Here is a 14,146-nt window from a genome sequence, read left to right as displayed (position 1 = left end):
CATCGATGAGCCATTTCTCAATATTTGCCTTTGGCATCTATCGCTATGGCGGTGATGTTTATCGGCAGCTGGATCCACTATGACCGTGAACAATACACGTGGAAAGCAAGTTCCAGCCAAATGCTGGAAAACGCCAACTGCATATTGGTAGCGTATTATTTCACATTGGGGTGAGCGGGATTTTCTTCGGTCATTTTTGGGGTTACTCACACCATTAGCCGTTTGGCACGCGCTGGGCCTGACTGCAGAGTTTAAGCAGTTACTTGCCATGGGTGCGGGGGGATTATTTGGGGTGATTTGCTTTGTAGGATTAACCATTTTGATCCGTCGTCGCCTAACAAACCCTCGGGTTCGCGCCACTAGCAAAAAGATGGATATCGTCATCCTCTTAATGCTCTATAGACAATTGATCCTCGGACTTATTTCTATTCCGGTATCTGGCGGACACTTAGATGGCGCGGAAATGCTTAAGGTAATGGCTTGGGCACAAAACAAAAAATTATTCATATTCCTCAATGTAAACTTAATTAGTTAAGCCATCATTTACGCTGCCGCTTTATTGCACCTGTTGATATTGAATTGACTAGAATAGGTCAAGCTTAAATCAATCCAAAATAAATAACATAACCAATTGTTTAAAATACAGTTTAAGCAAGAGCATCACCAGAGTAAACTCATGCCTGATAAAGCCTTATTTGAGTCAATAGCCAGCGGTGAAATAACCGGCTATTGGCTCAATATTAATCTAGGCGCATTTATGACGATTTGGTAAGTTGATTTAATATACGCTTTTCGGAAATAGGATATGCCGTACCTAACACCTGAGCAAAACAAGATACGCGATATTCCTCAATCATCCAGCGAGCTTCAATTAACGCGGGCGGTGTCGGCTGCGATCGCGGCACTTTAGCCAGTTGTGCGTTCAATGCTTCCTGCACCTTGTTAATACTCTGCATATGCAAACGATCGCGGGTTGGATCGACAGGCAGCTTCTCGACACGGATTTCAATCGCTTTTAAGTAACGCGCCACATCGGCTAAACGATTCCAGCCACAGGATTCAACAAACCCTTTAAACACTAGTTTGTCTAATTGGCTTTGAATGTCACTCATAGCAAAGGCGATATCTAAGCTAATTTTGCCCTTGAGACGCTTTTTAATGCTCTGGTATAAGGTCAAAATCTGCTCAACCTTCAAGGCGATTTGCTCAGCGGTCGGGTTGAGTTCTTGGCGAACCCAATCCTTTGCCTGCTCAAATTGGGCTTGATTACGCACATCGAGGGCTTTTTCATCCAACAATTGCTGCACAGCGGCGGCAATAATGTCATCAATTAAGATTTGTACTTGACCGAAGGGATTGAAATACATCGCCAATTTTGCCTTATTCGGCAAAGCTTGCTGCAAGTGTTTCACTGGTGATGGAATGTTTAGCAGCAATAACCGTCGCAGACCTTGGCGATGGGCATCTTGCGCCTCAAATTCATCATCAAATAATTTGATCGCAACACTGTCTTTTTTATCGATCAGCGCCGGAAACGCTCGTACTTGGTAATTGCCTTTTTGTTGCTGATATTGCTGCGGCAAATCGCCAAAGGACCACTCGGTTAACGCTTCTTGCTCTATACCTTTATCCGCCACCTGACGAATGGCCTTCGCCACCACGCCCTGCAACTCGGCTTTTAAGGTATCGAGCACCCGACCTTCGGCCACTAAGTTGTTTTTATCGTCTTCGATTTTAAAGTTCATCTGCAAATGCGCAGGGATCTGCGTTAAATCAAAATCCTCCGGCGATATACGCGTGCCACTCATGCGCAGCAATTGCTTGCACATAGCTTCAAGCAAACTGGCACTAAAAGGCACCATGGCCTGCACACAAGCGCGGGCATAGTCAGGCGCGGGCACAAAGTTACGTCGTAAACTCTTAGGTAAAGATTTGATCAGCGCGATGCACTTTTCTTCCCTTAGCCCTGCCACTAGCCAATCAAAATCGCTATCGTCGATTTGATTGAGCAGCGCCACCGGAATGTGAACCGACACACCATCATCCGCAGCCGCGGGTTCAAAGTGATAACTCAGCTGCAGGCGCAAATTGCCCTTGTGCCACGTATCGGGAAAATCCAAGGTCGAGATATGGTCGACATTGCGCTGCATTAACAGTGCTTTACTGAAATCGAGCAAATCCGGTTGCTCGCGCTTGGCCTTCTTCCACCAGCCAAAAAACAGCTGGGCGTTGTAAATCCCTTCAGGAATGCGCGGCTCGTAAAAGTCCACCAACACTTGCTCGTCCACCAAAATATCGCGGCGACGGGATTTATGCTCAAGGGATTCAATGTCTTCGAGCAGCTTTTGGTTAGCGACAAAAAACGCTTCTTGGGTCTGTAACTGCCCTTCAGCCAAAGCGCTGCGGATAAAAATCTCACGCGCTTCAACGGGATCGATGGGGCCGTATTGCACTTTGCGGCGGTGCACAACCGTCAAGCCGTAGAGCACTTGATTCTCAAGGGCGATAACGCTGCCAGGTTTTGCCTCAAAATGGGGCTCGACATAGCTTTTCTTAATCAAATGCGCGGCTAAGGGCTCTAGCCATTCGGGTTCGATTTTGGCGCAGCAGCGAGCGAATAAGCGTGAGGTTTCGGTAAGCTCAGCCGCCATGATCCACTTAGGGCCTTTTTTGGCCAAAGGCGAACCGGGAAACACAAAGAATTTACGATTACGCGCACCTAAGTACTCGTTATTGTTATCTTTAAAACCCACATGGCTCAATAAGCCCGACAACAGCGCGCGGTGCAAGCTGTCGTAATTGGCTGGCGTATCGTTTAAGCGCCACTTTAAATCGTGCACGGCTTGCTTAAGCTGGGCGTATAAATCCTGCCACTCGCGAACGCGTAAATAGGCTAAATATTCATCGCGGCACTTTTTACGAAACTGACTAGCAGATAACTCTTTTTGTTGATCTTTTAAGTGCTGCCACAGGTTTATCCAGCTAACGAAATCGGAACTGGGATCGGCAAAACGGCGATGGGCTTCATCACTGGCTTGCTTCTTCTCCATCGGACGTTCGCGGGGATCTTGAATTGATAAGCCAGCGGCAATCACCAGCACTTCGTTCAAACAACCTAACTGCTGACTCTCGACCACCATACGCGCCAAACGCGGATCCACAGGAATTTGCGCCAAGTTGCGCCCAAGTGGCGTCAACACTAGCTTGCCGTGTTTACTCTCAACCGCCTGTAATTCTTCAAGCAACAGGAAACCATCACGGATATGGCGTGGATCGGGTGGCTCGATAAAGGGGAAACCGGCGATATCACCCAAACCGATGGCGAGCATCTGCAAAATGACCGAAGCCAAGTTAGTGCGCAAGATTTCAGGATCGGTAAACGCCGGACGATTATTAAAATCCGCCTCATCGTACAAACGAATACAAATACCCGGCCCTACACGTCCACAACGGCCTTGACGCTGATTGGCGCTCGCCTGCGAGATAGGTTCAATCGGTAAGCGTTGCACCTTAGTCCGATAGCTATAGCGGCTAATGCGCGCCGTACCTGGATCAATAACGTAGCGAATGCCCGGCACAGTCAGCGAGGTTTCCGCCACGTTGGTCGCTAATACAATCCGCCGACCTCTGTGACTACTGAAAACTTTAGACTGCTCACCGTAAGATAAACGCGCGTACAACGGCAAAATTTCGGTATCGCGGTAATTACGCCGGCTCAATTGCTCGGCCGTATCGCGAATTTCCCGCTCGCCGTTCATAAAGATCAGAATGTCGCCCAGCCCTTCGGCCACCAACTCATCGACAGCGGCAAAAATGCCTTCGATTTGATCTAAATCGGCATCGCTATCTTGCACTAAGGGTCGGTAACGGGTTTCGACCGGAAAGGTACGGCCCGACACTTCGATAATAGGCGCATTGTTGAAATGCTTAGAAAAACGCTCAACGTCTATGGTCGCCGACGTGATAATAACTTTGAGATCGGGGCGTCTTTTGAGAATTTGTTTGAGGTAGCCCAGAATAAAATCGATGTTGAGGCTGCGCTCGTGGGCCTCATCTATGATGATGGTATCGTATTGATCGAGATTGCGATCGGAGGTTAATTCCGCCAGTAAAATACCGTCGGTCATCAACTTGATATAAGAGTCACTCTTAAGCGCATCGGCAAAACGCACTTTAAAGCCAACCACTTCACCGAGCGGACTTTGTAATTCTTCGGCGACTCGGCTCGCCACACTGCGGGCTGCTAAACGTCGTGGCTGGGTGTGGCCTATCATTCCACGGCAACCTAAGCCCAGTTCCAAACAGATTTTAGGTAACTGAGTCGTTTTACCCGAGCCCGTTTCACCAGCGATGATCACCACTTGGTTGCCCGCAATCGCGCGTGCAATATCATCGCGCATCAAGGAAACAGGCAAGTTTTCAGGATAGTGGATTTTAGGGCGAGCGTTACGGCGCTGCTCAACCTTCTCAAACGCCGCCTGCGCTTGCTCACTCAGCTGGGCTAAGACTTGGGTCTTTTTATCTGAGTCGGCTTCTTTATTGAGCTTAAATAAACGACGACGGATCCGCGACGCGTCGCTCTGATAACAAAGATTAAGAAAGGCGTTCGATAGCGGATGTTTGTCTGAGTTCAAATCCAAATTCCATTGCTAGCATCAAAAACGGCGATCCTAGCAAGGAAAGTGGCGTAATGGTATTGCTAATTTACTCTGCACTCAGTATATGGTGTGTCAGTTTCGCACTGGCTCGACTTAGATTAAACCGGTGACAGATAACATTGTTGCATATAGATATTCATGGCTTTGAGCACATTGGTACGATTAATCGTGCCAATTACTTTGCCATGTTCAACCACTGGATACACTTTAGGTTTAGGCCCTAGCATTTGTTCAGCGAGCTGCAAAATACTGTCATCAGGCCCGACAAACAGCACTTCAGTTCGCATGCAATCCTTCACCACTGAGGTCATATCACAGTGATAGCTACTTTTGATCATCACAGCCAAACAATCCTGCTGGGATAAAAAGCCCACCAAATCGCCCGTATCATTAACCACTGCTGCGCCCATTTTATTATTATCTAACAACTTTTCGACCGCAGTCGCGAGCGACATATTCGCGCGCAGTAACACGGGCTGACGATCCATATGATCGCGGATTTTAATTAAGTCCATAGTCTTTCCTCCCATAATATTTTTCTCGTACTGACCTTAAGCTTTAGTCTAGTCAAAATATTGCGATATCAGTGTGATAAATATCGATTGAGCTCATCTAGTGCATAAAAAATAGTACTGGTTAAAATATCTTAGGCATTTCAATTGAGAGTATTCAAACTCAGTAGGTGACAGAAGATGATTCAGAACCCCATTTCAATGACGAACTTACATCATAAAAATCAACTGATTATTCATCTTGCCAAATCAACACTTGCGCAAGCTCGCCATTGCTGCGGGTAGCACGGTACATGCCTTCGGTATTAAAAGGCGTCGCGATATTACCTCGCTGATCAACAGCAATCACCCCGCCAGAACCACCGGCAGTAATGAGCCGTTGATTAATCACTTCATCGGCCGCTTGAATGATCGACTTTTGCTGGTATTTCACCTTGGCACAAATATCCCCCGCCACTAAGTAACGAATAAAAAATTCACCATGTCCTGTTGCTGAAACAGCACAAACGCCATTTTCAGCATAGGTGCCCGCGCCAATCACAGGGGAATCGCCAATACGGCCAAAACGCTTAGCGGTCATCCCGCCGGTTGAGGTACCTGCGGCTAAGTTACCCTTTTTATCTAAGGCTACGGCGCCTACGGTACCAAATTTATAATCGAGGTCTTTCATCTCAACACTGGCAACTTGCTCTAATTTAGCTGCTTGCAGTTTTTGCCGTGCATCGAGTAATTGCTGGTAGCGTGCGTCGGTATCAAAATGACTATTAGGCACTAAGGTAAAGCCTTGAGTCAGCGCAAATTCTTCTGCCCCTGCGCCAGAGAGCATCACATGTTCGGATTTATTCATCACCGCTAAGGCTAAATCTATCGGGTTGGCGATATGGCGCACGCCCGCTATTGCACCTGCATTCATAGTTTTGCCATCCATAACCGCAGCGTCTAACTCATGCCCGCCGTCATAGGTGTAAACCGCGCCGATACCCGCATTAAATAAAGGACTGTTTTCGAGTACTTTAATCGCGGTTTGAATCGCCACTAAACTGTCTCCGCCCTCTTCTAATATTTTTGAGCCTTTATCAACGGCTTCTTTTAACTTATCTTTGTAAGCGCGACGTTGTTCTGGGGTGAGATTGGCCTTAGAAATCGTGCCCGCACCACCGTGAATCGCAATGGCGAAAGGTTTATCTGCGGCAAACGCGTTCTGTGACATAAAAAGTAGACCCGAAATAATTAAACTAAAGGTAGTTAGTTTTGTTTTCATTCTTTACATCCCCTTAAAAAGTAGCCTCCTTTGTAACCATTTCAACATGTAATTTCAATCCTCTCCTTGCCTGTTGGTTTTATTCTGGCGACAATGATGTCATATCACAGGGAATTTAGAGTGCAGCCATTTTTGCAAATTACTTCACATTACTTTCGTCTTTGCTTATTTCTGAGTTTGATGTCAGTCGTATCGATCGCGTTGGCGGCAGATAATTTTCTTCGGTTATCAGTTTCAGGCGTTAACGAAGCTCTGCAACGTAATATCGTTGCTCATTTAGGCACCTTGCCCGAATCTGAGGTGCAGCGTCGTGCCTTTTTGTTTAATGTTGAGGACAATGTCAGCACAGCGTTAGAGTCAATGGGCTACTATCACGGCGAAATAGACGAAAATCTGATTGAGCATGATAAGGGGCCGTGGGAACTAAAACTTGAAATTACCCCCGGCGAGCCAACCATTATTCAGTGGGTTGATATTAATTTTACTGGCGAAATGCTTGATGACCGCGCCTTTGATCGGTGGCTCGCACAAATTCAAATTAAACCCGGTGATATATTAAACCACGGTGCCTATAGCGAGATGAAATCGCAACTGGTATCCCTAGCCTTGGCGCGCGGTTATTTTGACGGTGAATTTATTGAATCACAGATTAAAGTGAATCGCGACATCAATACCGCCAAAATCATTTTACATTTTGACTCGGGTAAACGTTACAAATTTGGCCAAGTGACCTTCGAGGGGCATAGCTTAGAGCCCGAAATTTTAGATGACCTTATTCCTTTTAAACCCGGGGCTTCCTATTCGACCAGACGAGTGAGTTCACTCAACCGTCAACTATTGGATACTGGCTATTTCGCTAATATTAAAGTCATGCCACAGATCGACGATGTTGATGACAGCCAAATTCCGGTGCGAGTTGAATTGACCCCCAAGGCCAGCCACGCTATCGAGCTAGGTTTTGGGGGTGATATAGGTAAAACAGACCAAGCCTTTGATCCAAGAGTACGAGTGACATGGCGGACTCCGCAAATCAATAAATACGGCCACTCACAGGAGACCAGCCTAGAATGGTCACCCGATAGGCCAAAATTATTAACCACTTATACTATCCCGTTAACACACCCCTTGGATGACCAACTGAAAATCCGCGTTGGATTACTGCGAGATAAATACGGTGTCACCCAAGTTTACGATGCCGATAATCGCGATTTCACGAATACGGGGCAATTAGAATCAACCAAGTATCTTATTGGGTTATTACGTCAACAAAGATTAGATAATCAATGGTTAATGAACTATTCCCTTGAGGCCATTCGCGAGGAATATACTCAGTCAGACATCGATTATATGCCGACATTTTATTTGGCTGGGGTTAACTTTTCTAAAACGACGCGTGGCGATAATTCCCTCGATCCTAAGTCAGGATTTAGACAAATCTACAGCCTAGACTACGCCGACCCCTATTTGGGTTCTGAAACCCGCTTAGCGCGACTGCAAGCTAAATTTAAGTGGATTGATACCTTCTTTGATAAACACAGAATTGTTGCTCGCATCGATTTAGCCGCCAACTTAGCCAACGAGAATGAACTGGCAGAAATACCGCCGTCATTACGTTATTTTGCCGGTGGAGATCAAAGTGTGCGGGGTTATGGCTATCAAGAACTGGGTCCCTATTTAGACTATATTGCCGACGATGGATCACTTAACCGCGAGGTCATCGGCGGCCGCTATTTAATGGTAGGCAGTTTAGAATATCAATATTATGTCACGCCCACTTGGCGAGTCGGCACTTTTATTGATGCAGGTAACGCTTTTGATAATAATCAATTTGAACCGGTAGCGTCTGTAGGGGGAGGTATTCATTGGATTTCACCTATTGGCCCAATAAAACTGGATTTAGGGGTGGGATTGAAAGAAACCGATACTATTGAACGATCATGGCGCATTCACCTGACGATGGGGACAGATCTATGAGCCAGCCCCCAGAGCAACATAAACCCACAGAACAAGACACAGCAAACAACCCGATCACTGAGGTAGGTGATGCAATTAGTGCATCTGTGACGCAATCAGTGTCATGGCTACAAAAATTATGGCGAAGTTTCAAACTGTGGACACGCATTATTATTTATGTCCCCTTAAGCTTATTAATTGTGGTCGCTTTATTACTCGGCACAGAATTTGGCTCGCGCATTACCGTAGGACTCGCAAACCAATTTATCCCCGAGGCTGGACTGACTTATACCTCAGGATCGATTAATAAAGATTTAGTGTTATCGCAGGCCACTTGGTCTATGGCCGGAATCAAAGTTGAGCTTGAGGATGTGCATTTACTATGGCAACCCGCCTGTTTTTTACAAAAACGCTTATGTGTAAATAGCTTATCTGCAACCAAGGTTGATATAACTATTGATACTTTTGCCCTTACAGCCGACAGCGAAACGGTAATTACGCCGCAGGATAAAACACCCTCTGAGCTGCTATTACCTTTTGATATTGTGTTAGATTCAGCCACGCTTAACGCTATTCATGTTCAAGTGGATAATATGCAATTTGCGGCGAATCAACTTAGCGCACAAGCGCAATGGTTTGCCGAAGGCTTATCAATAAAACAGTTAACCAGCGAGGGATTATCGGTATTTATCCCCACATCGGCTGATACTGTGCAAACCAGTTCCGCAACGGGCAACCATAGTCCCACGCAACAAAACGCGGATCCGACTGTCGCAGCGCCAACTCCGGTACAAGTACCAACAATAGCTGCATCAACGGTTGTAAATGATAATTCTGCTGAGTGGGCATTAGCTCAATTGCCAGCCGTGTTTATGCCTTTCCCTGTGACAGTCCACGCCCTAACGCTAGACAACACCACTCTGCAAATTGGTGAACGCAAAGATGCCTTTAGTCATGTTGAATTACAAGGCCACTTTCGTGAATATCAATTGACCCTAGAGCATCTGCAGTTCAACCATACCGATGGTAACGCCGATATTACTGGCAGCTTAACCCTTGATAAAGACTATCCACTTGATTTAGAAGTCAGCCTCATCCTTAACCAATTAGCAGAATTACCCGAACTCACTCACCAAGCATTAACGCTACATTTGAGTCAAAGCGTGGGTAAATTACAGATTAACGCTGTGGCAAAAGGCGATGCGGATCTTATTCTTAATGGCCAGATAACGCTTGGTGACCCTAACCTACCCTACACAGTGAAACTGGAGCAGACGCGACTACAGTGGCCACTGAAGAACCCAGAATACTCAATAAACGATGTGACACTGGTGAGCGAAGGCGATTTCAATCAACAGCAGGCGGCACTTAAAGGTCAACTCACAACGCCGTTTCACAAAGTGCTCGATATAGACACACAGCTCCAAAATCAAGGGGCTAAGTTAACGATTAACAAGCTTGAAGCGCTGGGAGCCATTGGTAAGGTAGATCTCACCGGAGAACTTGATTATCAAAAAGCCATGAGTTGGAACGCTAATATCAAGCTCAATGACATCAAACTACAAGAATTACAACTGCCCAAAACTGATACCACGCAAACTACAACCACCTTGCCTGATAGTTTAATTTCAGGGACATTACGTACTCAAGGTTCGTTTGCAGATCCTCATTGGCAAGTTGCCTTAAGTGACACTGCGCTCAGCGGTAGTTTGCAAGGATACCCCTTCGATATTACAGGGGATATTAATATCAATGATGCTTTGTATGTCAGTTCTAAAGGACTTAATGCCAAAGTGTTAGGTGCGACGCTAGTATTAAAAGGCGAAGCTAATGCCAACTGGGATCTCCAAGGTGAATTACAAGTACCCGATTTTGGTCTGTGGATACCTAAAGCAAGCGGCCAGCTGCAAGCACAAATTAATGTTACCGGTGACGAAAAACATCCCCAAGTTGAACTCACGGCACTATTAGCAGAGTTTGCTTATCAAAATATCAGACTACAAGAATCTAACTTAACAGCCTATTACAAGCCATTAGAGCAGCATGAATTTGCCATTTCCCTAAAATCAAAAACCTTACAGCTGGCAGCGGAACGTATAGACACCTTAACGCTCGGGGCAAAAGGCACTATCAATGCTCAACAACTCACCCTGAATGCCATTGGCGATCTCAGCCTTGATGCGACAGTAAACAGCCAGTACGATGTGAAAAAATCACATCTACAAGTCGACATCGAACGCTTAAACCTCAACACCCCCGTTGGCCCATGGCAACTAGACAAGACAGTCAATCTCGCTTGGGATAAAAACAAGAATCAAGGTAGTATTACGCCGTTTTGTCTTATTAACCCAAATAGCCGCGTTTGCTTAAATAACAACACCCCATTAGGAAACAAAGGCAATGCACAGATAAGTTATTCAGGTAACCCGGGGAAATTATTAATCCCCATATTACCAACGAATATGCGCTGGGATGGGCCCGCATCGCTATTAGCTAACTTTGCTTGGGCCGCAAATCGCAAACCAACAGCAGATGTTAATCTGGATTTTACGCCTGGCAGTATCATGCTTAAACGGGCTAAAAATCGCGAAGTGACTATTAATTATCAAAATCTATCGTTACGAGCCAACTTAGATGCAAAACAGCTAACGACGGCATTAACTTTTGAATCGGAAGGTGTAGCAAGTTGGCAAAGTGAAATTAATGTCAATGTCACGCCCGATCGTGCGCTCGCGGGCTATGCCAATATCAAACAAATCAACTTACAACCACTTGGGGAGTTTTTCCCGCAATTAAATACAGTCCAAGGCTTGCTAACAAGCCAGCTTAACTTTGCTGGTAGCCTAGATGCACCTGAAGTATCAGGCAGCATGGCCTTAACTGAGGGCGCTTTAGCACTAACAGCCAACCCAACCTTGGTTGACAAGATTGACATGTCAATGACATTTGCAGGCCAACAGGCCCAACTTAAAGGCCGTTGGATGATGGGAAATGGTTTAGGCCGAGTGAATGGCCAACTGCAATGGCCACAAGGACAATTTAGCGGTGAGTTAGCCGTCCAAGGTGACAAACTGGCGGTGATCCAGCCGCCACTGGCCATCCTCGATGTATCACCTGATATCACGGTTACGTTTAGCAGTAAGCAACTGGCAGTGAAGGGGCAAATCAACGTCCCATCTGGCAATATCAAAATTATCCCGTTAGCAGAAGGCGGCGTTGCGACCTCTGAGGACGTGGTATTTGAAGACTCCATCGCCGCCACTCAACCCAAAACCAGCCCCTACGCCATAGTCGCTGATCTTAATATCAATGTGGGGAATGAGCTCAGAATTGATGGTATGGGCCTCAAAGGTAAGCTGCAAGGTACTTTAAGGCTACAGCAGCAAGCTTTCCGCCCTCCTTTGCTCTTTGGTAATATCAAAGTCAATCAGGGTAGCTATAAGTTTATGGGCCAAACCCTTAAAATCCGTACTGGTGAAGTACAATTTGTGGGACCAACCTCAGTACCAAATCTTAATATTGAAGCTATACGCGAGATTAAGAGTGAAGACTTAGTCGCTGGCGTGCGCGTAACAGGTACGCCATCGCGCCCTGTCGTCACTTTATTTTCAAACCCCGCCAAAGAGCAGGCCGAAATTTTATCTTATATTGTCAAAGGCAGTGGTTTTAATAATGCTAATAATGAGCAGAATAACTCTCTTATGATGGGCGCAGCCTTAGGGTTAAGCTCACAGGTAAGCGGCGGCGCAATTAACAGCATAGGTAATACTGCGACGGGATTGATTGAAGAATTTGGTTTCTCAAACGTGCAACTCGACACCAACGATGAAGGACGCGTTGCGATCAGTGGTTATATTGGCGAGGACCTAATGGTGAAGTATGGCGTTGGCGTATTTAACCCAGGCTATGAAATGACCGTGAGATATTATCTACTTTCTCAACTTTACCTAGAAACCGTATCGGGTACATTAGGCCAATCCCTTGATATTTATTATAACTTTAATATCAAATAGCACGCTTAGCACAACATCCATTTTATGGGGCTGACGGTAATCTATTCTAAAACCGCTGGATTTGAGAGACAAAAAAAGCGCCATTAGGCGCTTTTTACTTCAATTACGACAATTAAGCGTAAACGAAGTCAACATGCTCAATGAGTGGCTTGAACACGTGGCGTTGCATAGCTTGAACACTTACACCGACTTCTTTACCATCAACAACGATAGTCAGTGTAGAAGTGTAGAAATCTTCATTAGCTTGAATGTTAATGATATCTTTGTGATCAAAAACAATAGAAATTGGCTCTTTGCCTTTGCCATAAATGACAGCAGGTACTTTACCAGCATGGCGTAGGCGGCGGCTCGAACCTTTCCCTATTTCAGTGCGGGCTTGTGCTTGGATAGTGTAAGACATGTGTTTCTCACTTAAATTTAGAGTAAAAAATTGCCGACATTTTCGACCAATGGCGGCTCATATAAAGCGCGCGAATACTAACATAGATACCTAAAGCACACAAGAATCAGGCAATGTCTGAATTTATAACCATTTGCGTTAGTAAAAAAGGAGGTTCTTTATTAACTTAAAGGACTTGTATCGTGGCAGTTACACTAAAGAAAAAGCTTTGCTCTTAAACAAAAAACTCGCGCTCTAGATCACATAGCATCCTAAAAAAGTCTGGTAAGCTCGCGCAAAATTCGATAATTGGTGTGCCATAACATGCCTCATCCACTATATCAGTTGCAACAAGAGAATAAACTTTCATGCCAATTGGCCCATGAACTCGTCTCACTTATCGAAACCGTTCCCTATCAACAAAATACATTAGAATTAAAATGTTTAGAATTACTCGCTTGTACCCAACAAAAAAACCATAGCTTAATTTTGCTGATGCAAACCACTCAGGGTGTCGACATAAAAACGCAAAGGCTCAGACAATATCAATTATCGCAGCGCTTAAGCCTATTAATCTGTCATTGGCAACAGCATCGTGAGCTAAGCACGCTAAACCAGCACTTTATTCCACTGTTACAACATTATTTAATTGAGGCTCAAGCCTTAGAGCAAGCATTTCACCTGCAGATGCAACAATAAAAGTACTGAGTTACCAGTGTCTTACCGGACCACAATCCACATGCACAAAACCAGAGTTAGGATAATAACCTACACCACCGAGCTTCAGCGATAACGCGGCCTCACGCAGGGTTTTTAACTTAACACTTGGAATTGCAATATCCATCGCCATTCCCCGCATATGGTAACTCTTCTTGGCAACACCACCACTGTTGTTCGCTAGTATGGCATTAGTTTTTGGTGATCGATAACCAGAAATAACATGTATTTCATCATCGGTATTTAAGGTCGTTTTAAGCGAATAGAGTAAATCGAATAACCGCTTATCCATTGGCGCAGCAATATTTTGACGATGATCCCGCAGCAAATGATTAAAATCTTTTAATACCTTACTTTGATAATGTCCATCAACCCAATAACTACCATCATCACGTTCTCCGGTATGGCGATTAAAAAGGCTTAATTCGCGGATACCTTTTGTCGAACGACTTGCCACGGCTTTTGAAGGAATAAAAGAGCATAATGCCACACCACTAAGGCCTAACAATAACTGCCTACGGGCAGGACAGATCAAAGTCACACGGTCACCTTTTGTCTATTTTTTGGTCGTTAAAGAGGCAACTTATACTGAATTAATACTAAGTTCAAGTTTTACTCGCTCCATTCTTTACCACAATTTTAAAATGCCGTGT

7 protein-coding genes and 2 pseudogenes are annotated in these 14,146 nt (G+C 45.2%); 4 read left to right on the top strand and 5 right to left on the bottom strand.

The annotated features are described in order from the left end of the window. Positions 1-45: 45 nt before the first annotated feature. Positions 46-535 (top strand): annotated as a pseudogene (gene narI / locus ACRN9H_RS03145) (respiratory nitrate reductase subunit gamma). A gap of 220 nt (positions 536-755) precedes the next feature. Here the strand turns inward: narI and hrpA are convergent. The 3 genes from hrpA to ACRN9H_RS03130 form a co-directional block, all read right to left on the bottom strand. After that, entirely contained in the window at positions 756-4,640 is a 3,885-nt protein-coding gene (hrpA, locus tag ACRN9H_RS03140) for an ATP-dependent RNA helicase HrpA (RefSeq protein WP_432312427.1), read from the bottom strand. 116 nt (positions 4,641-4,756) lie between these two features. Next, positions 4,757-5,173, bottom strand: a complete 417-nt coding sequence (locus ACRN9H_RS03135) for a CBS domain-containing protein (RefSeq protein WP_432312426.1) — start codon at positions 5,171-5,173, stop codon at positions 4,757-4,759. 229 nt (positions 5,174-5,402) lie between these two features. Next, on the bottom strand, positions 5,403-6,431 hold the full coding sequence (locus ACRN9H_RS03130; protein ID WP_432312425.1) for an isoaspartyl peptidase/L-asparaginase family protein: 1,029 nt from the start codon (positions 6,429-6,431) through the stop codon (positions 5,403-5,405). Between the two features lie 120 nt (positions 6,432-6,551). Between ACRN9H_RS03130 and ACRN9H_RS03125 the strand changes: the two genes are divergently transcribed. Together ACRN9H_RS03125 and tamB are read left to right on the top strand one after the other, a co-directional pair. Continuing rightward, the gene (locus tag ACRN9H_RS03125; RefSeq protein ID WP_432312424.1) at positions 6,552-8,405 is read left to right on the top strand and encodes an autotransporter assembly complex protein TamA; all 1,854 of its coding nucleotides are present in this window, start codon (positions 6,552-6,554) and stop codon (positions 8,403-8,405) included. Next, positions 8,402-12,397 carry an autotransporter assembly complex protein TamB gene (gene tamB / locus ACRN9H_RS03120; protein WP_432312423.1) on the top strand — a complete coding sequence of 1,332 codons (3,996 nt, stop codon included), beginning with the start codon at positions 8,402-8,404 and terminating at the stop codon, positions 12,395-12,397. The genes ACRN9H_RS03125 and tamB overlap by 4 nt, the downstream gene beginning before the upstream one ends. 112 nt (positions 12,398-12,509) lie before the next feature. Here the strand turns inward: tamB and rplY are convergent, their stop codons facing one another. After that, positions 12,510-12,797 carry a 50S ribosomal protein L25 gene (rplY, locus tag ACRN9H_RS03115; RefSeq protein WP_220775157.1) on the bottom strand — a complete coding sequence of 96 codons (288 nt, stop codon included), beginning with the start codon at positions 12,795-12,797 and terminating at the stop codon, positions 12,510-12,512. A 303-nt stretch (positions 12,798-13,100) separates the two neighbouring features. Between rplY and ACRN9H_RS03110 the strand changes: the two are divergent. Further along, positions 13,101-13,535, top strand: a pseudogene (locus tag ACRN9H_RS03110) (hypothetical protein). Here ACRN9H_RS03110 and ACRN9H_RS03105 read toward each other — a convergent pair. Next, entirely contained in the window at positions 13,486-14,034 is a 549-nt protein-coding gene (locus ACRN9H_RS03105) for a DUF882 domain-containing protein (protein ID WP_220775159.1), read from the bottom strand. The pseudogene ACRN9H_RS03110 and the gene ACRN9H_RS03105 overlap by 50 nt on opposite strands. Between the last annotated feature and the right edge of the window lie 112 nt (positions 14,035-14,146).

This window comes from Shewanella sp. MF08487, from assembly GCF_050848685.1.
In the GTDB taxonomy this organism is placed as follows: Bacteria; Pseudomonadota; Gammaproteobacteria; order Enterobacterales; family Shewanellaceae; genus Shewanella; species Shewanella glacialipiscicola.
This window is presented reverse-complemented; position numbering and strand designations above follow the sequence as displayed.

Bases quoted from the DNA above. Each gene is read 5' to 3' on its own strand.
- ACRN9H_RS03135 (WP_432312426.1), bottom strand. From the start codon at position 5,173: ATGGACTTAATTAAAATCCGCGATCATATGGATCGTCAGCCCGTGTTA.
- ACRN9H_RS03130 (WP_432312425.1), bottom strand. From the start codon at position 6,431: ATGAAAACAAAACTAACTACCTTTAGTTTAATTATTTCGGGTCTACTT.
- tamB (WP_432312423.1), top strand. From the start codon at position 8,402: ATGAGCCAGCCCCCAGAGCAACATAAACCCACAGAACAAGACACAGCA.
- rplY (WP_220775157.1), bottom strand. From the start codon at position 12,797: ATGTCTTACACTATCCAAGCACAAGCCCGCACTGAAATAGGGAAAGGT.